The 24,755-nt window shown below is 65.7% G+C and carries 26 protein-coding genes; 13 read left to right on the top strand and 13 right to left on the bottom strand.

Features of this window, described 5'->3' with window-relative positions; genetic code table 11:
• Positions 1 to 46 precede the first annotated feature (46 nt).
• On the top strand, positions 47 to 1,072 hold the full coding sequence (locus PATSB16_RS18590) for a patatin-like phospholipase family protein (protein WP_047215509.1): 1,026 nt from the start codon (positions 47 to 49) through the stop codon (positions 1,070 to 1,072).
• A gap of 16 nt (positions 1,073 to 1,088) precedes the next feature.
• Here PATSB16_RS18590 and PATSB16_RS18585 read toward each other — a convergent pair whose 3' ends face one another.
• Positions 1,089 to 1,469 (bottom strand): cupin domain-containing protein, encoded by a 381-nt coding sequence (locus tag PATSB16_RS18585; protein WP_047216748.1) that lies wholly within the window; start codon positions 1,467 to 1,469, stop codon positions 1,089 to 1,091.
• Between the two features lie 157 nt (positions 1,470 to 1,626).
• Between PATSB16_RS18585 and PATSB16_RS18580 the strand changes: the two genes are divergently transcribed.
• Entirely contained in the window at positions 1,627 to 2,043 is a 417-nt protein-coding gene (locus PATSB16_RS18580) for a MarR family winged helix-turn-helix transcriptional regulator (protein ID WP_047215508.1), read from the top strand.
• A gap of 48 nt (positions 2,044 to 2,091) precedes the next feature.
• Positions 2,092 to 2,490 carry a tautomerase family protein gene (locus PATSB16_RS18575; RefSeq protein ID WP_047215507.1) on the top strand — a complete coding sequence of 133 codons (399 nt, stop codon included), beginning with the start codon at positions 2,092 to 2,094 and terminating at the stop codon, positions 2,488 to 2,490.
• Here PATSB16_RS18575 and PATSB16_RS18570 read toward each other — a convergent pair.
• Positions 2,472 to 3,422: a LysR family transcriptional regulator gene (locus PATSB16_RS18570; protein WP_047216747.1), complete on the bottom strand. Its 951-nt coding sequence runs from the start codon at positions 3,420 to 3,422 to the stop codon at positions 2,472 to 2,474. The two genes, PATSB16_RS18575 and PATSB16_RS18570, sit on opposite strands and share 19 nt — an antisense overlap.
• A 184-nt stretch (positions 3,423 to 3,606) precedes the next feature.
• Between PATSB16_RS18570 and PATSB16_RS18565 the strand changes: the two genes are divergently transcribed.
• Genes PATSB16_RS18565 through PATSB16_RS18550 form a run of 4 tightly spaced genes read left to right on the top strand, consistent with a single transcriptional unit; the run spans position 3,607 to position 8,249 of the window.
• Positions 3,607 to 4,704: a porin gene (locus tag PATSB16_RS18565; RefSeq protein ID WP_052892746.1), complete on the top strand. Its 1,098-nt coding sequence runs from the start codon at positions 3,607 to 3,609 to the stop codon at positions 4,702 to 4,704.
• 15 nt (positions 4,705 to 4,719) lie between these two features.
• Complete coding sequence (locus PATSB16_RS18560) at positions 4,720 to 5,871, top strand: alpha/beta hydrolase (RefSeq protein ID WP_237170261.1); 1,152 nt, start codon at positions 4,720 to 4,722, stop codon at positions 5,869 to 5,871.
• Positions 5,868 to 7,226, top strand: coding sequence for an MFS transporter (locus PATSB16_RS18555; RefSeq protein ID WP_083566840.1), 1,359 nt, complete (start codon positions 5,868 to 5,870; stop codon positions 7,224 to 7,226). The genes PATSB16_RS18560 and PATSB16_RS18555 overlap by 4 nt, the downstream gene beginning before the upstream one ends.
• Before the next feature lie 12 nt (positions 7,227 to 7,238).
• Positions 7,239 to 8,249 (top strand): lipoprotein, encoded by a 1,011-nt coding sequence (locus tag PATSB16_RS18550; protein ID WP_047216743.1) that lies wholly within the window; start codon positions 7,239 to 7,241, stop codon positions 8,247 to 8,249.
• 28 nt (positions 8,250 to 8,277) lie between these two features.
• Here the strand turns inward: PATSB16_RS18550 and PATSB16_RS18545 are convergent, their stop codons facing one another.
• The 5 genes from PATSB16_RS18545 to PATSB16_RS18525 all read right to left on the bottom strand — a co-directional run bounded on the left by PATSB16_RS18545 (position 8,278) and on the right by PATSB16_RS18525 (position 12,111).
• Complete coding sequence (locus PATSB16_RS18545; protein WP_047215506.1) at positions 8,278 to 9,003, bottom strand: amino acid ABC transporter ATP-binding protein; 726 nt, start codon at positions 9,001 to 9,003, stop codon at positions 8,278 to 8,280.
• 36 nt (positions 9,004 to 9,039) lie between these two features.
• The gene (locus tag PATSB16_RS18540; protein ID WP_047215505.1) at positions 9,040 to 9,699 is read right to left on the bottom strand and encodes an amino acid ABC transporter permease; all 660 of its coding nucleotides are present in this window, start codon (positions 9,697 to 9,699) and stop codon (positions 9,040 to 9,042) included.
• Between the two features lie 82 nt (positions 9,700 to 9,781).
• Entirely contained in the window at positions 9,782 to 10,585 is an 804-nt protein-coding gene (locus PATSB16_RS18535; protein WP_047215504.1) for a transporter substrate-binding domain-containing protein, read from the bottom strand.
• Between the two features lie 48 nt (positions 10,586 to 10,633).
• Positions 10,634 to 11,854, bottom strand: coding sequence for a cystathionine beta-lyase (gene metC / locus PATSB16_RS18530; protein ID WP_047215503.1), 1,221 nt, complete (start codon positions 11,852 to 11,854; stop codon positions 10,634 to 10,636).
• A gap of 23 nt (positions 11,855 to 11,877) precedes the next feature.
• On the bottom strand, positions 11,878 to 12,111 hold the full coding sequence (locus tag PATSB16_RS18525; protein WP_047215502.1) for a DUF6356 family protein: 234 nt from the start codon (positions 12,109 to 12,111) through the stop codon (positions 11,878 to 11,880).
• A gap of 199 nt (positions 12,112 to 12,310) precedes the next feature.
• On the opposite strand from PATSB16_RS18525, the gene PATSB16_RS18520 reads away from it, so the two are divergent.
• On the top strand, positions 12,311 to 12,778 hold the full coding sequence (locus PATSB16_RS18520) for an Lrp/AsnC family transcriptional regulator (protein WP_047215501.1): 468 nt from the start codon (positions 12,311 to 12,313) through the stop codon (positions 12,776 to 12,778).
• 60 nt (positions 12,779 to 12,838) lie between these two features.
• Here the strand turns inward: PATSB16_RS18520 and PATSB16_RS18515 are convergent, their stop codons facing one another.
• The 3 genes from PATSB16_RS18515 to PATSB16_RS18505 all read right to left on the bottom strand — a co-directional run bounded on the left by PATSB16_RS18515 (position 12,839) and on the right by PATSB16_RS18505 (position 17,180).
• Entirely contained in the window at positions 12,839 to 14,158 is a 1,320-nt protein-coding gene (locus PATSB16_RS18515) for an MFS transporter (RefSeq protein ID WP_047215500.1), read from the bottom strand.
• 68 nt (positions 14,159 to 14,226) lie between these two features.
• Positions 14,227 to 15,429 carry a CaiB/BaiF CoA transferase family protein gene (locus PATSB16_RS18510; protein WP_047215499.1) on the bottom strand — a complete coding sequence of 401 codons (1,203 nt, stop codon included), beginning with the start codon at positions 15,427 to 15,429 and terminating at the stop codon, positions 14,227 to 14,229.
• Positions 15,426 to 17,180, bottom strand: coding sequence for an acyl-CoA dehydrogenase family protein (locus tag PATSB16_RS18505; protein WP_047215498.1), 1,755 nt, complete (start codon positions 17,178 to 17,180; stop codon positions 15,426 to 15,428). Before PATSB16_RS18505 ends, PATSB16_RS18510 begins: the two co-directional genes overlap by 4 nt.
• Positions 17,181 to 17,291: 111 nt before the next feature.
• On the opposite strand from PATSB16_RS18505, the gene PATSB16_RS18500 reads away from it, so the two are divergent.
• On the top strand, positions 17,292 to 18,188 hold the full coding sequence (locus PATSB16_RS18500) for a LysR family transcriptional regulator (RefSeq protein WP_047215497.1): 897 nt from the start codon (positions 17,292 to 17,294) through the stop codon (positions 18,186 to 18,188).
• Between the two features lie 24 nt (positions 18,189 to 18,212).
• Here PATSB16_RS18500 and PATSB16_RS18495 read toward each other — a convergent pair whose 3' ends face one another.
• On the bottom strand, positions 18,213 to 19,139 hold the full coding sequence (locus PATSB16_RS18495; RefSeq protein WP_047215496.1) for a LysR family transcriptional regulator: 927 nt from the start codon (positions 19,137 to 19,139) through the stop codon (positions 18,213 to 18,215).
• Positions 19,140 to 19,231: 92 nt separating this feature from the next.
• Here PATSB16_RS18495 and PATSB16_RS18490 point away from each other — a divergent pair, with 92 nt between their 5' ends.
• The 4 genes from PATSB16_RS18490 to PATSB16_RS18475 all read left to right on the top strand — a co-directional run bounded on the left by PATSB16_RS18490 (position 19,232) and on the right by PATSB16_RS18475 (position 22,744).
• Positions 19,232 to 20,251: a zinc-dependent alcohol dehydrogenase family protein gene (locus PATSB16_RS18490; protein ID WP_156884882.1), complete on the top strand. Its 1,020-nt coding sequence runs from the start codon at positions 19,232 to 19,234 to the stop codon at positions 20,249 to 20,251.
• A gap of 114 nt (positions 20,252 to 20,365) precedes the next feature.
• Positions 20,366 to 21,301 carry an ABC transporter ATP-binding protein gene (locus PATSB16_RS18485; RefSeq protein ID WP_047215495.1) on the top strand — a complete coding sequence of 312 codons (936 nt, stop codon included), beginning with the start codon at positions 20,366 to 20,368 and terminating at the stop codon, positions 21,299 to 21,301.
• Complete coding sequence (locus PATSB16_RS18480) at positions 21,298 to 22,059, top strand: ABC transporter permease (RefSeq protein WP_047215494.1); 762 nt, start codon at positions 21,298 to 21,300, stop codon at positions 22,057 to 22,059. Before PATSB16_RS18485 ends, PATSB16_RS18480 begins: the two co-directional genes overlap by 4 nt.
• A gap of 16 nt (positions 22,060 to 22,075) precedes the next feature.
• Entirely contained in the window at positions 22,076 to 22,744 is a 669-nt protein-coding gene (locus PATSB16_RS18475) for a glutathione S-transferase family protein (protein WP_047215493.1), read from the top strand.
• A 13-nt stretch (positions 22,745 to 22,757) separates the two neighbouring features.
• Here PATSB16_RS18475 and PATSB16_RS18470 read toward each other — a convergent pair whose 3' ends face one another.
• Positions 22,758 to 22,946: a hypothetical protein gene (locus PATSB16_RS18470; RefSeq protein WP_047215492.1), complete on the bottom strand. Its 189-nt coding sequence runs from the start codon at positions 22,944 to 22,946 to the stop codon at positions 22,758 to 22,760.
• A gap of 100 nt (positions 22,947 to 23,046) precedes the next feature.
• Positions 23,047 to 24,648: an APC family permease gene (locus tag PATSB16_RS18465; RefSeq protein ID WP_047215491.1), complete on the bottom strand. Its 1,602-nt coding sequence runs from the start codon at positions 24,646 to 24,648 to the stop codon at positions 23,047 to 23,049.
• Between the last annotated feature and the right edge of the window lie 107 nt (positions 24,649 to 24,755).

Here is a 24,755-nt window from a genome sequence, read left to right as displayed (position 1 = left end):
CCCGGCGCGGCCACCGACTTCCCGCAGCACCTCACGAGGGTGGCGCATGCGCAATAAAACGGTAACGATCGGCTTGCAAGGCGGCGGCTCGCACGGCGCGTTTACATGGGGTGTGCTCGACCGTCTGCTGGAGGACGGGCGCATCGACATCGAGGGCATCAGCGGCGCGAGCGCCGGCGCGATGAACGCGGTGGTGCTCGCGCATGGCCTTATGCTTGGCGGGCGCGACGGCGCGCGTCAGGCGCTGAAGGATTTCTGGGAAAGTGTGGCGACCGGCGCGCTGCCTGGCGGCATCGCCTCGCCCGGCACCATGCCGCTGGGCGACGGCACCCAGGGCGGCGCGGCGGCGGCGATGAAGGCGTATTTGTTCATGACGCGTTTTTTTTCGCCGTATCAGCTCAATCCGCTGGGAATGAATCCGCTGCGCGACATCCTGAGCCGGCAGATCGATTTCGAACGCATGCGCGCCGAGTGTGCAGTCGCGCTTTTCATCGCCACCACGCGCGTCAGTACCGGCACGCTCAGGCTGTTCGGCACCCGCGAGCTTACGCTCGACGTGCTGCTGGCCTCGGCCTGCCTGCCGACCCTGCATCACAGCATCGAGATCGACGGCGAGGCCTATTGGGACGGCGGGCTGAGCGCCAATCCGCCGATCGCGCCGCTGTTGCACCAGTGCGCCGCCAACGATTTGGTGCTGGTGCTGCTGCAGCCCTCGCCCAACCGCGAGACGCCCGCCTCGGCCGACGAGATTTCGCGGCGCCTGACCGAGATCAGTTTCAACACGGCATTCTCGACCGAACTGCGCGCGCTGGTGCAGGCGAAATGGGCCGCCGAGCGCGCGTTCTTTTCATTTGGCCGCCTCGATCGGCGCTTGCGGCATTTCTATTTGCATCTGATCGACTCGCCGGCCTTCATGAGTCGCTTGCATACGCTGAGCAAGGCCAACACCGACGCCGCATTTATCGCCGCGTTGCGCGACGAGGGACGACGCAGCGCCGGCCAATGGCTGACGCGCAATTTCGCCCGTCTTGGCTCGCGCTCGACGTGCGAGCTCGACACGCTGCTGCCGTGACGCCGGCCGCGCCGCGCTAGCGCACCACCTGGGCCGGATTCTCGCCGTATGGCGGCGCGTAGATCACCAGCAATTGCAGCGGTTCGTCGCTGACGGCCGTGACCACATGCGGCACGCCGGCCGGGAAGAACACCGCATCGCCCGGCACGACTTCGCGCTGCGGCTCGTCGCCCACCTGAACCAGCGCGCGCCCGGCCAGCACGTAGCAGGCCTGCTCCAGATCGGGGTGGGCATGCGGCAGCGCGCCCTGGTTCTTTTCGATGGTGCCGTGCAGGATTTCCATGTGCCGCGCGCCGACGGTGTCGGGCGAGATCAGGCGGCGGTTGGTGGTGCCGTGGTGGTTGGCCGGGTGATAGCCGGGCACGTCGGACAGGCGCACGAAGTATTTGGAGGACATGGTCGGTGTCGGTAACGAGTCGAGGGGATGGCTGGCATCGCGCCAGGCGTCCAGCATAATCGAGAACCGCCTTCGATGTGGCGTTTGCTGCTCGCCTCGCGAGCGGCTGCGAAAATTGTAGTTGCATAGCTAACTATGTCGGCCTAAACTGCGTTTCATGTTCGATCACTGCCTTTACTTCAATACGTCGGCACTGGCGCGCCAGCTCGAGCGCGAGTGGGCGGCCGCGTTCCAGCCGTTCGGGCTGACGCCGCCGCAGGCATTCATGCTGCGGGCGATCCTCGAACAGCCGGGCATGCTGCAGCGGGAGCTGGCCCAGACCCTGGCGATTGCGCGGCCAACCGCCACCCGCGCGCTCGACGGGCTTGCGGCCAAGCAGTTGATCGAGCGCCGCTGCCTGCAGCGCGACGGGCGCGAATTGGAGATTCACCCCACCGCGCAGGCGCTGGCGATCAAGCGAGCGCTCAACGAGGCCAGCGGCAGGGTCACGGCACGCTTGAAGAAGGTATTGGGAGCGAACGAGTTTGCCGCGGTGGTCGATAAGGTGCGCGACACCCGCTCGGCGATCGAGTGATTTTTTTTCGATAGATAGTTGCATAGCTAACTATAAGGAGCCGTCGTCATGCCTATCCTGAACGTCAAAATCAGCGCCAAACCATCGAAGGAGTTGACCCGCGAGGTCTCCGGCATCCTGCTCGATCTCACCTCGCGGATTCTCGGGAAAAAGCCCGAGGTCACGTCGATCGCGATCGATTACGTCGATCCGGATCATTGGATCGTCGGCGGCCGCTCGCTCACCGAGCAGGGCAAGAGCAGCATCTATTTCGACATCAAGGTCACCGACGAGACCAACACCAAGCAGGAGAAGGCGCAATACATCAGCGAGGCATTCGGTGCCTTCTCGCGCTTGCTGGGCAATCTGCATGAAGAGAGCTACATCTACGTGCAGGACGTGCGCGCCGCGTCATATGGCTATGGCGGAAAGACCCAGGAGTACCGCTATCACCACGCCGCGGGGTGAGGATTCGGCTGGCCCGCGTCGCCCGGCTTGCCGTGCGCGCGCGCCAGGATCAGCTGCGTGAGTTGCCGCGCGGCGCTGTTGGGCTCGGCGGCGCGGTAAGCCAGATGCAGCGGCGCCGAGACCCGCGTGCTGTGCGCGAGGCGCCGGAATACGACGCTGTGCTGGCCGTAGCGCTGCATCGAGGCCGGCACTACCGTGATGCCGAGCCCGGCGGCCACCAGATTGATGCCGGCCGCCATGCGCGGGACTTCCTGCACCACGCGCGGCTCGAAACCGCTGGCGCGGCAGGCGGCGAGAAAGTCCGCGTAGATACCGGGCGCGCCGGGGCGTCGCACCAGCACGAAGTCCTCGCCGGCCAGATCCTTCAGTCGAATGCCGGCACGGCCCCGCTTGGGTTGGGCCAGGCGATGTCCATCGGGCAGCACCACCACCATCTCTTCGTCGAACAGCGGCTCGAAGGCGAGCCCGTCCGGCGTGTCGATCGGCTTGCGAAGAATGGCCACCTGGATCGCCCCGCGCGACATCCGTTCGATGATTTCCGCGGCGTTGAGCTCGACCAGGTCGATCGCGACGTCGTGGTAGCGTTCGCGAAACTCGCGCACCAGGGTCAGCGGCAGCGGATGAAATGCCGCGGAGCTGGTCATGCCCACGGCTACCGCGCCCAGTTCTCCGCGCGCGATGCGCGCGGCCTTGCGTACCGCCAGATCGAGCAGGGAAAGCGCCTGCCGGACGTCGTCGGCGAACGACTCGCCGGCCGGCGTGGGCTCGACCCCGCGCGGCAGCCGCGAGAACAGCGCGAAACCCAGCTCATTCTCCAGCGCGCGGATCTGTTGCGACAGCGGCGGCTGCTCGATGAATAGCCGCGCCGCGGCGCGCGTGAACTGGCGCTCCTCGGCCACTGCCAGGAAATATTTCAGATGCCGTAATTCCATCGTCGCCAGTGCCTCGCGCGAATTGCCATATGTTTTGCATATGGCATGGGTCGGAATTATGTATTTTACATCCGGCATGTGAATTCCTAGCATGGCATCACATGTCGGGTCTGGAGCGGCGCAGTGCCAATCGCACCGTCGCTCGCTCGGCATCGCACAACGATAAAACCGATAAGGAGACACGATGCGCATTTCACTTCCAGGCAGCGCCGTCGGCGCGGCGCTGTTGGCCATGGCGCTGGCGGGCACGGCGTCGGCCGAAACGTTTTCCGACATCAACACGCCGGGTTCGAGTTTTACCTCGCTGTATGGGGTGCTCGACGTCAACGTGGAAACCGTGACCCACGCCGATGCGGCGGGTGATCGCCTCACGCGCGAGAAAAGCGGCGGGCTGTCGAATGATCGCTTCGGCTTCAAGGGCCGTGAAGACCTGGGCGGCGGGTTGGCGGCGTTCTTCGCGCTGGAGGCTGGGTTCGACTTGAACGACGGCACGCAGACCAGCCAGGGCACGCTGTTCAATCGTACCGCCGAAGTCGGACTGGCGAGCCGCTGGGGCGCGCTGTCGGCAGGCCTGCAGTACACCGCAATGTACGACATCCTGCTGCATTACGACCCGATGAGCTTCTCGCCGCAGTACACCTGGCTGCCCTCGACCGGTTCGAGCGACAGCATGGCATTCAAGGCCCGCGTGAACAATTCGGTCAAGTACTTCGGACACGTGGGCGGCTTGACGGTAATCGGCGACTACAGCTTCGGCAACGATCCGGCGTCGTTTCAAAGCAGCGCGGCCTATGGCGCAGGGCTCGAGTATCGATATCGGGGCTTCGGCGTGGGGCTCGCCTATGATTACCGCAATGGTGCGATCAATGCGGCCGGCCTGCATACGAAGACCAGCAACTGGAGCGCTTCGGCTCGTCAGGCGATCGGCCCGGCCGTGCTCATGGGCGGCTACGAGCATTACTTGAGCGAACCGGTCAAGGGCGCCTCGGTTACTGCGGGGTTGTGGTTCGGCGGCGTGCGTTACGCGGTGTCGCCGCGCGTCAAGCTCACGGCCGCCGCCTATTACCAGCAAGCAGGCCAGTCTGGAGTGTCGAACGCCTTGATGGGCGTGCTCAGCGGGCAATATCATTTGTCGCGTCGCACCGACCTGTACGCGACGCTGGCTTATGCCGGCGCGACACACAACGGCGACGGCAGTTATACCGCCGTGGGCGTGACCAAGTCCACCGCGTTCATGGCCGTGCAAACCGCGGCCACGCTCGGCATCCGGCATCGCTTCTGAGGTGAGGACCCGACCATGAAAGACAACCTCGCATTGCGCCGCCTGATTTCGTTGACCCGACGCGCGCGCCGGATCGCGCCGGCCCTGCTGATGGGGCTCGCTGGTGGCGCGCTGGGCGTCGCCGCGCGGCCGGCTGGCGCCGCGCCCGCGCACGTGTATCGGGCGCATCTGCGGCCGGTCAAGGTGGTGGCGAGCTCGATGATCGACATCGGGCGCCCCGGCCATCCGGCGCTGCTGCCGCTGATTGCGTCGGCCGACCTTGCGCGGCCCCAGCCTGGCGTGACGCGCGCCGTGATTGTCGTGCACGGCAAGCTGCGCAACGCCGACACGTACTACGCCACATTGCGGCGCGCGGCCGAGGCGGCCGGCGCGGCGGGACAGCGCGCGCTGCTGATCGCCCCGCAGTTTCTGGCCACCATCGATATGGCGCCGAACCATGTGCCGGCCGACGTGCTGCACTGGCACGGCACCGGCTGGATGGGGGGTGAGCCCGCCGCCGGCCCGCAGCCGCTGAGCTCGTACGCCGCGCTCGACGCACTGCTCGCGCGTCTGGCCGAGCGCGCGAATTTTCCGCAACTGCGCGACGTCGTGTTGGCCGGGTTCTCGGGCGGCGCGCAAGTGGCGCAGCGCTACGCCCTGGCTGTCCACGGCCTGCGCGCATTGGCGCGGCGCGGCATACGGGTGAGCTTCGTGGTGGCGAGCCCGTCGTCGTATGCCTATTTCGACAAGCTGCGGCCGGTGGGCGACCCGCGCGACGGGCGCGTCACGTTCGCCCGCTACGATGCGGCGCAATGCCCGGGCTACGACGACTGGAAATATGGCCTGGAAAACCTGCCGCCCTATTTGGCCGGCAGCACGCCGCAAAGACTTGAGCAACGTTACGTCCGGCGCGACATCACCTACTTCGTGGGCGGCGACGACAACGACCCGGCGCAACGCGCGCTCGACAAGAGTTGCCCGGCCGAGGCGCAAGGCAGCCAGCGCCTCGCCCGGGCCACTGCGTATTACGCCTATTTGAGGCAACGTCACCCGAACCTGGCACAGCCGATGATCGTCGTGCCGGGTGCCGGCCACAACGAGGCACGCGTGCTGACTACGCCATGCGCGCAAAGTGCGCTGTTCGGCGTGCCGGGGTGCCATCGACTGCAGGAGACAAAAAGCCAATGAACACGTCACCCTCCCCCCGGCTCACGCCACAACAGGTTCGCCGCGCGATCGTCGCCTCGGTGGTAGGCAACGGTCTCGAATGGTTCGACTTCCTGGCGTACGGCTACTTCGCCAAGACCATCGCCAAGGTGTTCTTTCCGACTCACAGCAGCTATCTTTCGATTTCACTGACGCTGGCCACTTTCGCCATTGGCTTTTTCGTGCGGCCGCTGGGCGGGGTCCTGCTCGGCGCCTACGCGGATCGGGTCGGCCGTCCGCGCGTACTGTCGCTGCTGATCCTGATGATGGCCGCCAGCACCCTGATGATCGGGCTCACGCCCGGTTATGCGACGATCGGCATCGCCGCGCCGTGCATCGTCGTGCTGGCCCGGTTGATCCAGGGGCTGGCCGTCGGCGGCCAGTTCGGCACGGCCTCGGCCATGCTGGTAGAGTACGCGCCGCCGGGCAAGAAGATGTTCTACGGCAGCTTCAATATGTCGTCGCAGGCTTTTGCGCTGATCCTGTCGTCGGGGTGCGGATATTTATTGACCACCTGGCTCTCGCCCGAGCAGTTGCATAGCTGGGGCTGGCGGGTGCCGTTCCTGTTGGGCTCGCTGATCGGGCCGCTCGGTTTCTACATCCGCCACCGTGTCGACGAGTCGCCGGAGTTCGAAGCGCTCAAGCAGCGCCTGGGCCATGCGCCGCGCACCAGCCTGCGCAGCTTCGTGCGCGACAACGGCGATGCGGCCCTGTGCGCGATGGGCGTGATCATCGTCGGCGCCGCCGCCAACTACCTGTGGCATTCGTACTTGCCGATCTACGTGCAGCGGCAATTGCACATGCCGCTGAAGGCGGCGTTGCTCACCACGCTGGTCTCGGGCGCGATCAATTTCTTCCTGTTTCCGGTCTCCGGGAAATTGGCCGATCGTTACGGCGCTTACCGCCTTTTCTATCCGATCGTGATCCTGTGGCTGCTGAGCGTCTATCCGCTGTTCTGGTATGTGGTCGCCGACCCGTCGCCGGCGCGGCTGCTGAGCGCGCAGATCATCGCCACCGTCTTCATGGCGGCCATGTCGGGGCCGCACCCGGGCATGCTGGCGACGATCTTCCCGGTGCAGGCACGCTCGGCCGGCGTGGCGCTGTCCTACAACCTGGCGGTGACGCTGTTCGGCGGTCTGGCACCGGTCACCGTCACCTGGCTCACCCACCTCACCGGCAACAACCTGATGCCCGCGTTCTACTTGATCGCGGCGGCGCTGATTTCGCTCGCCTTGGTCTTTTTCACGCGCACCGGGCGCGCCGCGTACGCCGAGCGCGACTACGGGCGGGGCGTGCCACAGCCGGTGGGCGTGACGACTTCGCATACCACGCATTGAATGACGCAAGACATGATTGACACGCTTGGCGCAGCCCCCTCCCCGATCGATGCGGCCGATATCAACGACGAACGGGCCGGCAACGAGCGGCCGGTGCGCGCGGTGGGCGCCAGCTGGTTCGGCCTGCCGGGCGGCGGCCGGCTGCCCGCCTTCGTCTCGCCCGCCTGGGAGAGCGGCGGCGCGCATGTCACCGCGGCGCTGATACTGATTCACGGTCGCCTGCGCAACGCCGACGCTTACTATGCGTTCGCCGAGGCGGCCCTGCGCGCGGCGCGCCGCTCGCTGGACGACACCGTGCTGATCGTGCCGCAGTTCCTCGCGCAGGCCGATGTCGCCGCGCACCGGTTGCCAGCCGATACGCTGCATTGGGACTGGACCGGTTGGATGGGCGGCGACGCGGGGCTGGCTCCGCATCCGCGCAGTTCCTTCGAGGTGCTCGACGCGATCGTCGCGCGCTGCGCCCAGGCCGGACGCTTTCCCGCCCTGTCGCGGGTGGTGCTGGCCGGACACTCGGGCGGCGCACAGGTCGTGCATCGCTACGCGGTGGTCGCGCCCCACCGTGCCGATGCGCCGCGCGTGGCGACGCGCTTCGTGATTGCCAATCCGTCGAGCTACGTCTATTTCGACGATCGGCGGCCCGATGGGCATGGTGGCTTCGGCCCCTTCGAGCGCGCCCGCTGCGCTGATTTCGATCGATGGAAATATGGCCCGCGCGACGCGCCGGCCTACGTCGGCGAGACCTCTTTCGATGTCCTCGAAGCGCGCTATGTGCGGCGCGACGTGGTGTATCTGTGGGGAGAGAACGATTGCGATCCGCGTCACCCGGCGCTCGACGTGTCGTGCGCGGCGCAGGCCCAGGGGCCCCAGCGGCTGGCGCGCGGGCAGGCGTACTTCCGCTATCTCCAGGCCCGTCACGGCGCCGCGCTGGCGCATCGCGGCCTGGTCGTACCGGGCGTGGGCCACGACGGCGCGGCCATGCTGAGTTCGCCCGAAGGCGTGGCCGCGCTGTTTGGCGCGCCGTGATGCGGCGCGCCGTCCCCGCGCCGGCAAATCAATGCAGGATCTTGGCCAGGAACTCGCGCGCGCGCGGCGAATTCGGGGTGCCGAAGAAGGCATCCTTGCACGCATCTTCGACGATCGCGCCGCCGTCCATGAAAATGACGCGGTGAGCGACCTTTTTTGCGAACCCCATTTCGTGCGTCACGCAAATCATGGTCATGCCCTCGCGCGCGAGCTCGACCATCACGTCGAGCACCTCGTTGATCATTTCCGGATCGAGAGCCGAGGTCGGCTCGTCGAACAGCATCGCGATGGGGTCCATCGATAGCGCGCGAGCGATCGCCACACGCTGCTGCTGGCCGCCCGACAGTTGCGCCGGGTACTTGGGCGCGTGTTCCCGCAGGCCGACGCGCTCGAGCAGCGCGAGCCCCTTGAGACGCGCCTCTTCCTTGCCGCGCTTGAGCACCTTGATCTGCGCCAGCGTCAGGTTGTCGAGAATCGACAGATGGGGAAACAGCTCGAAATGCTGGAACACCATGCCCACGCGCGCGCGCAACTGGGTCAATTTGATCGACGGCGCGCCGAGCTCCACCCCGTCGACGGTGATGCGGCCCTGTTGATACTGCTCCAGGCCGTTCACGGTTTTGATCAGCGTCGATTTGCCGGAGCCGGACGGGCCGCACACCACGACCACTTCGCCCTTGCCGACCTGGGCGGTGCAATTGTCGAGCACCTTGAACTGCCCGTACCACTTCGATACATTTTCCATCGCAATCATTGCGCGCTCTCCCGAGTTGTGTTGTGCCGCGCCCGTCTAGCGCAGGGCCGGCAGCGCCAGGCGCGACTCGACGCGGCGCTGCAGCCAGGCCAGGCCGGTGCTGAGAATCCAATAGATCAGGGCGACCGCGAGATACAGCGGCAGCGGCTGGAAGGTCGCGGCGATGACTTCCTGCGCCGAGCGCAGCAACTCGGTGACCGTGATGACCGACACCAGCGAGGTGTCCTTGATCAGGCTGATCAGCGTGTTGCCCAGGCTCGGCACCGCGAGCCGCAGCGCTTGCGGGCAAATCACGTAGCGCAGCGTCTGCAGGTGATTGAGGCCCAGGCTGTGAGCGGCCGCCCATTGGCCTTTGCCGATGCCCAGGATCGCACCGCGCATGCTCTCCGACAGATACGCGCCGGCGTTGGCGGTGAGCGTCAGGATGCCGGCCGTGGTTGGGTCCAGCGAGATGCCGATATTGGGCAAACCGTAGTAGACGACGAATATCTGCACCAGCAGCGGCGTGCCGCGCATGATGCTGACGTAGCCGCGCGCTATCGCGACGGCGATCGGCTGGCCGCTGATGCCAACGATGGCGACCGCGACGCCGACCAGCAGGCCGAGCACCATCGAGGCCACGGCGAATTCAATGGTGAGCGCGGCGCCCTTGAGCAGCAGGGGCAGCGCGTGAGCGAGCAGAGCAGCAGGTTCCATGATGTGATCTCTGGCGAGCGCAGGCGCGCCGGCCGCCGCAAGGGGGCGCGTCGGGCCTGCGGTACAGCGGGCTGGGGGGCGATTACTGCGCGATGGGCCGGCTGACGTCGGTGCCGAACCACTGCATCGACAATTTACGCAGCGTGCCGTCCTGGCGCAGCGAGCTCACCGCATCGTCGATGGCTTTGGCAAAAGCCGGGTTGCCCTTGCGAAACGGTATGCCCATCTCGAACTTGGCGCCATTGAGCAGCGCGCCGGTGCGCAGCGGCAGGTGCGAAGTCTTGATCAGATAGGGCAGCATCAGCCGGTCGTTGATGCTGGCGTCGATGCGCCCGTCGGCCAGGTCGCTCAGGGTCTCGGGCGCGCCGGGATAGGTCTTGACGATCACGCCCGGCTCAGAATGGGCCAGATCGGCGAAGTTGCTGCCCAGCGAGACGCCGACTTTCTTGCCCTTGAGATCGGCCAGCGATTTGAAGTTGCGCTTGTCGCTGGTGCGCTCGATCAATTGCGCGGACGAGTAGGCATAAGGCGGCGTGAAGTCGAGCACCTGTTGACGCTGCGGTGTGATCGAGACCTGGTTGACGATGACGTCGAACTTGCCTGCCTGCAGGCCGGCGATGATGCCGCTCCATTCGGTGGTGACGAACACCGGCTTGAGGCCCATGCGCGTGGCGACCGCTTTGGCCACCGCGACGTCGAAGCCGTCGAGCTTGCCCGCGCTGTCGCGATAGCCGAACGGGGGATAAGTGCCTTCCAGGCCGATTTTCAGCACGCCGCTGGCCTTGACCGATTGCAGCAGGTCTTCGGCATGCACGGCGGCCGCGCCGGTGAAATTCAGGGCGACTGCCAACAGCAGGCCTTTGAACCAGATTTTCGAGGACTTCATGGGGGGTGTCTCCTGTTGAATCAAAGATTTATTTTTTGTACAGCGCTGTCACTGCCTTGCGAGCTGCCGCATTGCCATTGCCAGGTCGTCGATCAGATCCTCCTTTGCTTCGAGTCCTACATGTAATCGGAATGCCTGACCGACGGCCGCTGCGGCAGGCGGTGGCGCCGCGGTGCGCTCGCCCCGCAAGTCGAACGGCATCACCAGGCTCTCGAAGCCGCCCCAGGAGAACCCGAGACGGAACAGCGCCAGATGATCGATAAAGGCGCGGAACGCGTGATCCGAAAAGCCGGGCGCCAGCACCACGCTGAACAGGCCCGAGGCGCCCGTGAAATCGCGCTTCCAGAGCGCATGCCCGGGCGCGTCGGGCAGGCCCGGGTGCAGTACCTGCGCGACTTCGGGCCGCTGCGCCAGCCATTGGGCGAGCGCCAGCCCGTTGCGCTGATGCCGCTCCAGACGCACGGCCATCGTGCGCAGCCCGCGCAGCGCCAGGTAGACGTCGTCGGGGCCGGCATGCTGGCCGGCGGCGAACACGTACTCGCGCACCGTGCGCCAGGTGGCCTGGTTGGTGGTGATGACGCCCATCAGCGCGTCGGAGTGGCCGACGATGTATTTGGTCGCTGCCTGCACCGAGACGTCGACGCCGTGTTCGAACGGCTTGAAGTACAGCGGCGTGGCCCACGTGTTGTCCATCACCACCACCGCGCCGCGCGCGTGCGCGGCCTGTGCGATGGCCGGAATGTCCTGAATCTCGAAAGTCTGCGAGCCCGGCGACTCGGTGAATACGAGCGTCGTGTTCGGGCGGAACAGCGAGCCGATGCCGGCACCGATGCATGGGTCGTAGTAGGTCGCCGAGATATTGCAGCGGGCCAGCACGGTGTCGACGAAATGGCGCGTGGGCCCGTAGACGCTGTCGCTCACGAGGATGTGATCGCCCGCCTTGACGAACGCCATGATGGCGCTGGTGCAGGCGGCCAAGCCGGACGACACCAACAGCGAGCGGTAGCCGCCCTCGAGGTGAGCCAGCGCGTTCTGCAGCGCGAAGGTGGTCGGCGTGCCTTTGCGGCCGTACCACATGACGTCGGTGTCGGCCGCATCGATGGCGCGCCCGCGCGCCTCCATGTCGGCAAGATTGCGGAATGTCACGGTCGAGGCGTGATATACCGGCGGGTTGACGATGCCGCCGAATTCAGCGGCGTCGCCGATGCCATGCAGCAGATACGTATCGGTCGCCAGCGGGCGCGACGCATGCTCGAAGGGAGTTGTCATATCAGGGAAAGTGGGTGATGGTTTCAGGGCCGGCGCAGCGTCGTGCGCGCGCGGTTGACGACCATGCGCTCGTGCAGACGCGCCACGGTGTTGCTGCCGGTCTTGACGAACAGAAACGGGAAGATGCCATGCACGATGGCCGCGAGCGAGGCAAGCAGCATCGGCCAGCAGAACGAGAACGACGCGCCCATGTGCTGCCAATAGTTTTCGCCGACCGATGCCGGGTGCTCTTTGAATAGCCTGGATAGTTTGTTCATGAACGAATGCCGGGAATGCTGGGTTGTCGTCGGGGCCGCCCTACCCGCGGCAGGCCGTCTCTCGCTCGGCGCCGGCGGTTGCCCGGACGCGTTGCGAGATGTCTCTGAAGACCAATGATAGGGATTGGCCTGAGAAAAAGGCTTTCAAAATTCTCCACGAATCGCCATATAATTAGAAAATTTTTCTAATAAATGAGATATGGATAAGAAAGACATCCAGATATTGGCGCTGTTGCAGGCCGATGCGTCGATCGGCCTGAACGAGCTCGCCAAGGCTGTCAACCTCTCGCCTACGCCCTGCTGGCGCCGCGTGCAGAAGCTGCGCGACGAGGGGGTGATCCGGCAGCAGGTGGTGTTGTGCGACGCGGCCAAGCTGAACCTGGGCCTGACCGCTTTCGTCAGCATTCGCGCCAGCCAGCACAATGACGCGTGGACACAGCGCTTTCTCAAGGGAGTGCGCGCGATTCCGGAGATCGTCGAGATCTACCGGATGACCGGCGAGACCGATTACCTGCTCAAGGTGGTCGTCTCCGATATCGCCGGCTATGACGACGTCTACAAGCGGCTGATCAAGGTCACGGAATTGCTCGACGTCAGCGCGGGCTTTGCGATGGAGGTGGTCAAGCACACCACGGCCTTGCCGCTGGTGCACGTAAGCGGGGACTAACGCCCCGGGTCTGGCAAGCCGAGCCGCCGCGAGCCGGATCAGGCCCGCGGCATGCCGCTGTTACTCGGCCATCGCCGCGCCCGCGGTCAACGACGCCGCGGACTGCTTCATGGCCAGCGCGCTGATGCACAGCAGCGAGATCGCCGCCAGCGTGCTGTAGAAAAGCGCCAGCGGCCACCATTGGCCAGGATATTGATGCACCAGCAGCGTGCCGATCAGCGGCGTCAGGCCGCCCGCCAGCGCGGCGCACAGCTGGTACGACAGCGAGATCGCCGAATAGCGCACGCGCACCGGGAATGCATTGGTCATGAAGCCCGCCATCACCGCGTAGGAACTCGACATGCACATCACCGCGATGGCGATGCCGGCCACGATGGCCGCCGGCCGGCCGGTCGAGACCAGCAGAAACATCGGATAGGGCGAGAGCATGGCGAGCGCGGCTGCTGCCTTGAGAAAGCGCACCGGCCCGATGCGCTGGCCCAGCCAGCCCGAGGCGAGCTGGGTAAAGAATTGAATGAAGGCGACGATGAACAGGCAGTCGAGAATCAGGGTGCGGTCGAGCCCGAGCGTTTGCGTCGTGTAATTGAGCATGAACGCATTGACGAACCATGCGCCGGCCACACCAATGACATTGGCACCCAGGCACAACAGCACGGTGCCCCACGCGTTGCGCACGACTTCGGCGATCGGCAGTGTGGCGGTGCGCCGCTCGCGGCGTACCGCCTCGAACTCGGGCGATTCGTTCACACCCAGGCGCACCAGCAGGCCGACGATCAGCAGCACCGCGCTGGCGAGAAACGGCAGGCGCCAGCCCCAGTCGAGAAACGCCGTCTTGTCCATCGCCGTGACGGCGCGAAACGCCAGCAATGACAGGATCAGCCCGGCCGGGCTGCCCAACTGCGCGAACGATGCGAGGAAAGTGCGCCGCTGCCCGGGGGCGTGCTCACCAGCCATCAGGACCGCCCCGCCCCACTCGCCACCGATCGCGATGCCCTGCACGACGCGCATGACCACCAATAGCACCGGCGCGAGCACGCCGGCGCTCGCATAGGTCGGCAAAAAGCCGATGCCGACCGTGCCCAGGCCCATGATCAGCAGCGTGGCGACGAGGGCCCGCTTGCGTCCGATGCGGTCGCCCAGGTGGCCGAAGACGAGCCCGCCGAACGGGCGCGCGAAAAAGCCCACGGCAAAGGTGCCGAACGATGCCAGCGTGCTGAAGAACGGTTCGTGCGATGGAAAAAACAGTTTGCCGAAAATCAGCGCGGAAGCCGCGGCGTAGATATAGAAGTCGTACCACTCGATGGTGGTGCCGACGAACGCGGCGGCCGCCGCGCGAGCCGGCTGGCGGCCCGTGCGGTGAAGCGGTTGTGGATGTGTCATGGGTGTCTCCTTCCTGAAGTAAGTGGACGGCGCGGCCTCTGCGTGCCGGACTCGCCGCGGTGGGGCTATCAGTCCTTGAGCACGCCGGCCTCACGCAGGCGTTGCTGGGTCGATGCATCGATGCCCAGGGCATCGAGCACGGCGCGGGTGTCGCCGCCGAGTGCCGGCGGCGCGCTGCGATAGGTCGCGGGCGTGCGAGAGAGCTTGATCGGCGAGCCGGTGCCGCGATAGGCGCCGATCTCGACCACCATGTCGCGGTGCGCGGTGTGCGCATGCCGAGCCACCGCGTCGACCGTGCGCACCGGCCCGCACGGCACGCCGGCGGCCATCAGCGCGTGCGCCAGCGGCTCGCACGCATGCCTGCTCAGCAGCGACTCGAGCGCTGCCTTCAGTTCGGCGCGGTGTGCGCAGCGGCTGCGATTGTCGAGAAAGCGCGGCTCGCATGCGAGCTCGGGCGCGCCGAGGTGATCGCACAGTTTGGCGAATTGGCGATCGTTGCCGATCGCCAGGAAGATCGGCGCGTCGGCGCAGCGGTAGCTGTCGTACGGCGCAATGTTCGGATGCGCGTTACCGCTGCGCTGCGGCGTCCGGCCCGAGCCGAAGTAGTTCGGCAGATGCGGATGCAGCAGCGAGACGCCGCAGTCGTACAGCGTCACGTCCACCGATTGCCCCTGCCCGCTGCGCTCGCGCTCGGCCAGCGCGAGCAAAATGCCGGCCATGGCGTTCAGGCCGGTGACCATGTCGACGATTGGCAGTCCGATGCGCAGCGCGCCGCCGTCTCGTTCGCCGTTGACGCTCATCAAGCCGGCCATCGCCTGAATCACCGCGTCGTAGCCCGGCAGGCCGCCGAGCGGCCCGTCGGCGCCGAAGCCGGTGATCGCGCAATGAATCAGCCGCGGCAGGCGGGGCCGCAAGTCGCGCTGATAGTCCATGCGCCAGCGTGCCAGCGTTCCCGGCTTGAAATTTTCGATCAGCACGTCGGCATCTTCGAGCAGGCGCCACAGGATGGCGCGCCCCGCTTCGCTCGACAGGTCGAGCGCGATGCCCTGCTTGTTGCGGTTGGCGCCGAGAAAGTACGACGCGGTGCCGTCGACGAACGGCGGCCCCCAGCCGCGTGTTTCGTCGCCCGCCGGCGGCTCGAGCTTGATCACTTGCGCGCCGTGGTCGGCCAGCGCCTGGGTGCAGTAAGGGCCTCCCAGCACGCGGCTCAGGTCGACGACCTTGATGCCTTGCAGGGCACCGGTAACGGATGCGGCGGTGGCGCAATTCATGGCGCGCTCCTGGCCGGCAGCAATTGCATCGCCTGCGCGAGGGTGACGGCCCGCTCCTGCACCACGGCCGCGAGTATGTCCGCCGGGTCCGCCGCGCAGGTCGGCTCGAGCGGGTCGGCCGGCAGCAGCTTGTGGCGCAATACCAGGTGGCTGAGCGCGAGCCGGCGCCAGTCGGGCGCCAGGTGGACCGCTTCATGCGCCATGAACACGGCGGTGCTCGCATGGTACAGCGCCGAGCCGGCCTGCCGAACCAGCTCGTCCTGCCCGGCTTGCGCGACGCGGGCCATGGCATCGCAGGCGCGCCCGACGGTGGTGCGCAGCAGCTCGGCACTGGCTGCCGGCACAGCGGCATCGTCCAGCAGGCGCAGCAGGTGAGCCCGCAGGGGTTCGAGCGCGCCGTCGCGCTGGGTCGCGCGCGCGATGTCGAGCGCGACGATATTGCTGGTGCCTTCCCAGATCGAGCCCAGATGAGCGTCACGCACCAGCCGCGGATCGCTCCATTCCTCGATGTAGCCGGTGCCGCCGCGCACCTCCATCGCATCGCCGGTGACGCGCCGGGCATCGCGGCAAGCGCGGAATTTGATCAATGGCGTGAGAATGCGCAGGCATTTGCCCGCCTCCGTGTCGCCCTGGTCGGCACGCGGCAGGATCGAGGCGATCTGCAGGAACATCGAGCGCGCCTGTTCGGCCGGCAACTGCATTTTCAGGAGCTGCCGCTGCATCAGCGGCATGTCGACCAGCTTGCGGCCGAACGCCTCGCGATGGCGTGCGATGTGCAGCGCCTCGGTGAGTGCGCGCCGCATCAGGCCGGCGGCCCGCACGCCGTTGGACAGGCGCGACATATTGATCATGTCGGCCATCTGATGAAAGCCGCGGCCGACTTCGCCGATCAGGTGGGCCACGGCGCCGTCGAGAATGATTTCTCCGCTGGCCATCGAGCGGCTGCCGAGCTTGTCCTTCAAGCGCACGATGCGATAGTGATTGCGCGAGCCGTCCGGCAGCGTTTTGGGCAGCAGAAACAGCGCCAGGCCCTTGATGCCCGGCGGCGCGTCGTCGGGGCGCGCCAGGACCATCGCGAGATCGGCGTCGGCATTCGAGCAGAACCATTTGTCGCCATACAGACGCCATTGCGGCTGACCGTCCGGCCCGACGGCTTGCGCGGCGCGCGTGGCGATTTGCGCCACGTCGGAGCCGGCCGCCTGCTCGGTCATGAACATGGCGCCCTGGTACAGCGTGTCGAAGTCGCGCGAGGCGAGTCGCGGCAGGAAGTGCTCGACGAGTGCCGGCGCACCGAATTTGCGCAGTGTGCGGGTGAGCGAGTCAGTCATGCTGACCGGACAACACAGGCCGAACTCGGCCTGCACGAAGAGGAAGGTCAGCGCGTACTTGACCAGCGGCGGCAGTGCGCTGCCGTCGTGGCTCATCGCCGCGAGCCCCAGCTCGGCATAGGCCACGCGCTCGAGCGCGACGTAGTCGGGGTGCTTGTCGATGCGCTGCAGGGCCTCGCCGCGACGGGTGCGATGCAGCAGTTGCGGCGGATGCCGGTCGGCGTTCGAAGCCCACCTGTCGAGTTCGTCCGAGGCGCGCTGGCCCAGCGCGGCGAGCTGGGGCTCGACGCGCCGGTAGGTGTCTTCGCCCAGGTAGTGCCGCAGCAGGCGGGCAAAGCCAGGGTCGCTGGCGAAGAAATTGATACCCCGGCTATCGGGTATGTTGTCGGCGCCGGCCGCTGGCGCGAGGTCAGTTGAATTCATGCGCTTGTCTCCTGTGTGGGCCCAGCATAGGAGGGGCGACGATAGGCGTCCAATACAAGATTTTTGCGTTACGATAAATGGAACTTATCGATAACCCGGGCGGAGAGAAGCGTGGATCTCAAGCAGTTGCGTTATTTCGTGGCGGTTGCCGAGGAGCTGCATTTCGGCCGCGCGGCCAAGCGGCTTTTTATTTCTCAGCCGGCGCTGAGCTTCGATATCCGCAAGTTCGAGGAGCAGCTGGGCGTGCAGTTGCTGAGCCGGACCAACAAATCGGTGGCGCTGACCAACGCCGGCCGGGTGTTGCTCGACGAGGCGCGCAAACTGCTGCAGCAGGCCGACGAGGCGCGGCGCGTGACGGTGCGCTCGGCGCACGGACTGGCGGGCCGCCTGCGCATCGGCTTCGTCAACGCCATGCTGTATCGCGGCCTGCCGCAGGCGATGCAGCGCTTCGAGGCCGACCATCCCGCCGTCGAGATCATCCTGAAGGAAATGAATACGAGCGAGCAGGTTCAGGCGATCCAGCGCATGCAGATCGACATGGGGTACGCGCATTGGGGCAATTTCCCGCCCGACGTCGTGTCGGCGCCGATTCTGTCCGAGCCGTTCGTGTGCTGCCTGCCGGTCGCCCACCGGCTGGCGAGGCGGCGCACGATCGAAGTGCGCGCGCTGGCCAACGAGCCTTTCATTCTGTTCCCGCGCAGCGTGTCGCCGCATTATCACGACCTGATCATCGCCATGTGTGTCGAGGCCGGCTTCAGCCCGTTGATTCGCCATGAGGCGCGCCTGTGGCAGAGCGTGGTCAGCATGGTCGAGTTCGGTCTCGGGGTGGCGCTGGTGCCCAGCACCCTGCGGCGTGTGGGCAACGACCGCGTGTGTTACCGGCCGCTGGCGCGCAATCAGCTCGAGTCGCAGGTGCTGTTGCTGCGTCGCGCGGACGAGGCCGAGCCGGCCGTCGCGCGTTTCGCCGACTATCTGGAGCGTGCGGTGCGCGCGGCGCGGCTCGCCTGAGGCGCGCCGGCGGATGCGCCGATTTTATGGCGCGCGACGCGCGAGCAGCGGCGGCAGCGTTGCCAATAGCGCGTCGATGACCAGACGCATTTTCAGCGGCAGATATCTGGTGTGCGGCCAGACCAGATGCGTTGCCGCGCCGACCGGATCCGCCTCGTCGAGTGCGCGTACCAGCCGTCCGGCCTGCAGATGATCGTAGACCAGCCAGATCGGCAGGCGCGCCAGCCCGATGCCGTCGACGGCGGCCGCGGCGATCGCTTCGAGATCGTCATAGCGCAGCCGGTGCGCGATGCGGAGCTCGCGCGCATGACCGGTCGTGTCGCGCAACGACCAGGGAAAGACCTTGCCATGGCGCGCATAGACAATACCGTCGTGGGCGGCGAGATCGTCAAGGCCGGCGGGTTTGCCGCGCGCCGCAAGGTAGGCCGGGGCGGCGCATACGATCATCGTTTGGCTGCCGAGCGGCCGCGCGACGAGCGAACTGCTGTCGGCTATCGAGCCGCTGCGAATCGCGAGGTCGATGCCATCGTCGACGAAATCGGTGATCCGGTCCGTCAGTGATATTTCGAATTCGAGTCGCGCGTGGCGCTTCATCAGTTCCTGCAACACGGGGGCGACATGGCGCCGGCCGAAAATCACCGGCGCGCTCACGCGTACGCGCCCCGCCGGCTCATGATGCCCCGCCTCGAGCGCGGCCTGCGCGTCGTCGAGTTCGCGCAATGCCTTGATGCAGCGCTCGTAGAACGCCTGACCGGCTTCGGTCAGGGTCTGACTGCGGGTGGTGCGCACCAGCAGCCGCACGCCCAGCCGGGTTTCCAGGCGCGCGATGGTTTTGCTCACGGCCGAGCGCGTTACTTTGAGCCGTTCGGCGGCAAGCGCGAAGCTGCCTGCTTCGGCGGCCACCACAAAGGTCTCGATACCGGTCAGGCGGTCGCCGGCAATTGGTTCCATTGTTTCACCAAATAGTCAGTCAAAAATCATCACTGGGTATATTGAAGAATCATTATGCTCGTATTCCTGATCGATGCACACAGGAGGACATGATGAATTCGTTGATGCGGCGCTGGCAGATGGAAACCTTTGGGCGCGCTCACCTGCGGTTGGCCGAGGTGCCCGTGCCGACCCCCGGGCGTGGCCAGGTTCTGGTCAAGATCGGGGCGGCGGCGCTGAATTACCGCGACTTGCTGATGATCGAGGATGGCATGGGCATGACGCTCGATATGCCGTTCACCCCGGGCTCGGATATGAGCGGCGAAGTCGTGGCGCTCGGACCGCAAGTGCTGCGTTTGCAGCCTGGGGATCGCGTTGTCAATGCATTCTTCACGAACTGGAGCGACGGCATCGCGCCGGTGCCGGTTCATCCCTTTGGCGGCCCGGGGCCAGGCATGCTGGCCGAATATGTTGTGTTCGACGAGGCCCAACTCGTCCTCGCGCCGCAGTCGCTCACGCACGTCGAGGCCAGCACGCTGACCTGCGCCGGGACAACGGCCTGGTTTGCGCTGGCCGAGCAGGCTCGGACCCGGCCCGGCGATACGGTGGTGGTGCAGGGCACGGGCGGTGTCGCGCTGTTTGCCCTGCAGCTCGCGCGCGCGCAGGGCGCGCGCGTGGCCGTGATCTCGGGTAGCGCGGACAAGCTCGAGCGCGTCAAGGCGCTGGGCGCGACCTGGTGCATCGATCGTACGACGTCGCCGCGGTGGGCCGACGCAGTGCGCGAGCTGACCGGCGGGCGTGGCGCGGATCATGTGCTGGAGCTCGCCGGCGGCGACAATTTCGAGCAGTCGCTGCAGGCAATAGCCCAGGGCGGGCGGATCTCGGTCATCGGCATGTTGCAGGGCACGGAGCTGCGCAGTTCCGTGTATCCGCTGATGCTCGGCCGCGCCACCGTGCAGGGTATCGGCGTCGGTCATCGACGCGCGCTGGCGGATCTGGTGCGTGCGCTCGACGCGGCAAATATCCGGCCGGTGGTGGCCGGCTCGTATGGGCTGACCGAGTTGCCCGCCGCGCTCGAGCACCTGGCGCGTGGCGCGTTCGGCAAAGTGGTGGTCGATCTGTCCAGGCGCTGATCGAAGCGCGCGCGATCGCACTCCGAATCAGTCAGGACGCGGCGTATCTTCAGGCCAGGACTGGCTTTGCGGGCGTTTTCCAACGATGCGCCGGCATGTGCTATCGTCGCGTCCATGCAGCCAATCATCTCGATCAAGAATCTGTCGAAAACCTACGCAACCGGCTTCCAGGCGCTCAAGCATGTCAATCTGGAGATTCGCCGGGGCGAGATTTTCGCGCTGCTGGGCCCCAACGGCGCCGGCAAAACCACGCTGATCGGCACCGTCTGCGGCCTGGTCAATGCGACCGAAGGCAGCATCGTGGTGGACGGGCACGATATCGTGACCGATTATCGTGCCGCGCGTGCGACCATTGGCCTGGTGCCGCAGGAGCTGACCTCCAACGCGTTCGAAACGGTATGGGCGACGGTGTCGTTCAGCCGCGGCCTGTTCGGCAAGCCGGCCAATCCCGCGCACATCGAAAAGGTGTTGCGCGATTTGTCGCTGTGGAACAAAAAAGACAACATGATCATGGCGCTCTCGGGCGGCATGAAGCGGCGCGTGCTGATCGCCAAGGCGCTGGCGCACGAGCCGCGGGTGCTGTTCCTGGACGAGCCGACCGCCGGCGTCGATGTCGAGCTGCGGCGCGATATGTGGGAATTGGTGCGCACGCTGCAGGCCTCCGGCGTGACGATCATCCTGACCACCCACTATATCGACGAAGCCGAGGAAATGGCCGATCGCATCGGCGTGATCAGCAATGGCGAGATCATGCTGGTCGAGGACAAGACCGAACTGATGCACAAGCTGGGCAAGAAGCAGTTGATCCTGCAGCTGCAGCAACCGCTCGACGCGGTTCCGGCGGCGTTGGCCGGGTATCACCTGGAGCTGGCCAACGATGGACGCGAACTGATCTATACCTACGACACCCAGGGCGAGCACGCCGAGGGTAACGACATCACGGCGCTGCTCAGGGATCTGAATCAGGCTGGCATTCCGTTCCGAGACCTCCAAACGACGCAGAGTTCGCTGGAAGATATTTTCGTCAGTTTAGTGAGGGACGGACAATGAATCTGTACGCAGTCCGCGCGATTTATTTGTTCGAGATGGCGCGCACCTGGCGCACGCTGATGCAAAGCGTGATTTCGCCGGTGATTTCGACCTCGCTGTATTTCGTGGTGTTCGGCGCGGCCATCGGTTCGCGCATCGCGCAGATCGACGGTATCAGTTACGGCGCGTTCATCGTGCCGGGTTTGATCATGCTGTCGCTGTTGACGCAAAGCGTCTCCAACGCATCGTTCGGCATTTATTTTCCCAAGTTCACCGGCACGATCTATGAATTGCTCTCCGCGCCGGTGTCGTATCTCGAGATCGTCGTGAGTTACGTGGGGGCGGCCGCGACCAAGTCGATCATCCTGGGGTTGATCATCCTGGCGACCGCCACGCTGTTCGTGCCGCTGCGCATCGATCATCCGGTGTGGATGGTGCTGTTTCTGCTGCTCACTGCCGTGACCTTCAGCCTGCTGGGCTTCATCATCGGCATCTGGGCCGACGGATTCGAGAAACTGCAGGTGGTGCCCCTGTTGATCATCACGCCGCTGACTTTTTTGGGCGGCAGTTTCTATTCGATCCACATCCTGCCGCCGTTCTGGCGCGCCGTGGCGCTGCTCAATCCGGTGGTCTACCTGATCAGCGGCTTTCGCTGGAGCTTCTACGGCATCGCCGATGTGAGCATCGGCATCAGCTTGGGCATGACGCTGGTGTTTCTGGCAGTGTTCCTGGCGGTCGTGGCGTGGATTTTCAAGACCGGCTATCGGCTCAAAACCTGAGAGCGGCGGCTCGCCCATGATCACGCTTTTTCATTGCGTCAGCGCACGATCGTTTCGTCCGCTCTGGATGCTCGAAGAGCTGGGCCTGCCCTACGAACTGCGCATGCTGCCGTTCCCGCCGCGCGCGCGGGAGCGCTCCTATCTGGATGTCAATCCGCTCGGCACGGTGCCGCTGCTGCTCGACGGCGCGACGCGCATGACCGAGTCGTCCGCGATCTGCCAATACCTGGCCGCGCGTTACACGCCCAATACGCTGCAGGTCGAGGCCGACGAGCCCGACTTCGGCAGCTATCTGAATTTTCTGCATTTCGGCGAGGCGACCCTGACCTTTCCGCAGACGCTGGTGTTGCGCTACACCCATTTCGAGCCTGAAGAGCGGCGCATGCCGCAGGTCGCGGCCGATTATCAAAAGTGGTTTCTGGCGCGCTTGCGCAGCCTGCAGACGCTGCTGGCGGAGCAGGACTATTTGTGTGCCGGGCGCTTTACCGCCGCCGATGTCTCGGTCGGCTATGCGTTGCTGCTGGCCGAGCACCTGGGCCTGGCGTCGCACTTCACGCCCGCCGTGGCGGCCTATTGGTCACGGTTGCGGCAACGGGAGGGATTCGCGCGCGCGTTGCGGGCGCAGGAAGCGGCCGCGCGGGCGCAAGGTATTTCGACGCTGCCCTCACCCGATACCCGTGTTTGACGGCGCGCGGCGCTCAGTCGCCCGCCTGACGGTCGCCCGCTTCGGGTTCCGGCGCTTTGAGCAGGGCGTTCATCAACTTGCTGGCGCGCACCGGCTGCCCCGCCTGAGTGCGCGCACTCTTGCCGCCGCGCGGAGTCTGGCTCTGCTTCAGTTGATTGGTCAGCTTCAGACCTTTCAGTTTCTCGAGATCGGTTTTCTTCACGATGTGTCCTTGACGGCGTAGGGGCGCATTGTACTCCGGCGCCGGGTACCCGCCCGCCGGGGACGGCGAGCGGATACCGACGCTTGCGGCGCGCGAGCCGTCAGACGGTTTTCTCCATGCGGGACATGATCTCGGCCGTTTCGTGTTTGGGCAGCGCGGTGGCAACCGCCAACCACAGCACAATCAGACTCCATACGGCCACGCACACGACTTCCCAGCCGAAGCCAAGCAGGTCCTTGCCGCCGCCGATGCCGCCCAGCAGCGACAGAACCCACAGGCCGCCAAACCACGGCAGCAGCCAGGCAATATGGCGCCAGCCAAAGTCGCGCGCGGGCTTTCTGGCAACCAGGTGGTAGTGCAGCGCATACAGGATAAAGCCGACGGTGATCAGTATGAACAGGAAAGTGTTGGTCTTATAGCCGGTCCAATAGATGACCCAGTTGCTGCACACGAAGGCAAAGGGCGCGATGAGCCACGCGCCTTTCAGATGGAACGGGCGCTTCAGGTTGGGCAGGCTGCGCCGCATGACCAGCAGTGCGACGGGGCCCAGGCCATAGGTCAGCACGGTAATCGAGGTGATGTAATTCACCATTTGCTGCCAGGCCGGGAACGGCAACAGGAAGATCACGCCCACCAGCCACATCAGGATCACCGAGGCCCACGGCACTTGATTATTGTTGAGCTTGGCCAGCCAACGCGGACCGGCGTCGAGTTCGCCGACGGCGAACAGCACGCGCGAGCCGCCGGTCATGTACATCAGACCGGTGCCGCCGGGCGAGATGTAGGCGTCGATGTAGAGCAGCGTTGCCATCCAGCCCAGGCCAAGGGTCGCGGCCAGACCGGCGAACGGCCCCATCTGCCCGGTGAAGTTGAGGTTGGCCCAGCCGCGCGCCAGATCGGCCGGCGCCAATGCCTTGAGGAAGGCGATCTGCAGCAGCACGTAGAGCACGGCGGCAAGCAGCACCGAGCCGATCACCGCGAGCGGGATATTGCGGTTCGGATTCGAGCTCTCGCCGCCAAGATCGATCGCGGTGCGGAACCCCAGGTAGCTGAAAATGATGCCGGCCGCCGGCAGCGCGGTGAAGACGCCGGAGAACTTGTATCCGGTCGGGTCGGCGTGCATCACGTCCCAGTGCGTGCTGGCGCCGATGAGCGCCACGATGGTGATGGCCGGCACCAGTATCTTCCACCAGGTAATGGTGGAGTTGAAGTTGAGCAGCCAGCGCACCGTCATCAGGTTGAGCAGCGCCATCAGACCGAGCAACGCGGCGCAGGTGATAAAGCCCGCGACAGTTAGGAGTCCTTGGCTGCCGGGCTGAATGAAATACGGGAGGTAGTTGTTGGCATACGTGACGATCGCCTCAGCTTCGACCGCCGGTATGGGCACATAGGCGAGAAACAGCATCCAGCTCCAGATGCGCCCCAGGCCGTCGCCGTGGCTGGCGTGACTCATGTGCACCAGAGCGCCGCTACGCGGGAACAGGGCAGCCAGCTCGGCGAAGCACAAGGCGATGAGCATGATGATGAAAGCGCCGATGATCCAGCTCCAGATGCTCAGCGGACCGGCGATTTTCGAGGCGTGGAAGGCCCCGAACAACCAGCCTGAGCCGACAATGCTGCTGGTACTCGCAAAGAGCAGCCCGATGATCCCGGCATCCCGGCGTAGTTTGCCGGTGACGCTTACCCCTGTGGCGTTAGCCATACAACCTCCTTTGAATTGACGCGTGAGGTCGCTCGGTAGATTGTTCCGGTGGGCTGTGCGAAAGCTGCTTCGAAGTGACGGTGTCCCACATATCGACCGCACGCATG

It is taken from the genome of Pandoraea thiooxydans (assembly GCF_001931675.1).
In the GTDB taxonomy this organism is placed as follows: Bacteria; Pseudomonadota; Gammaproteobacteria; order Burkholderiales; family Burkholderiaceae; genus Pandoraea; species Pandoraea thiooxydans.
This window is presented reverse-complemented; position numbering and strand designations above follow the sequence as displayed.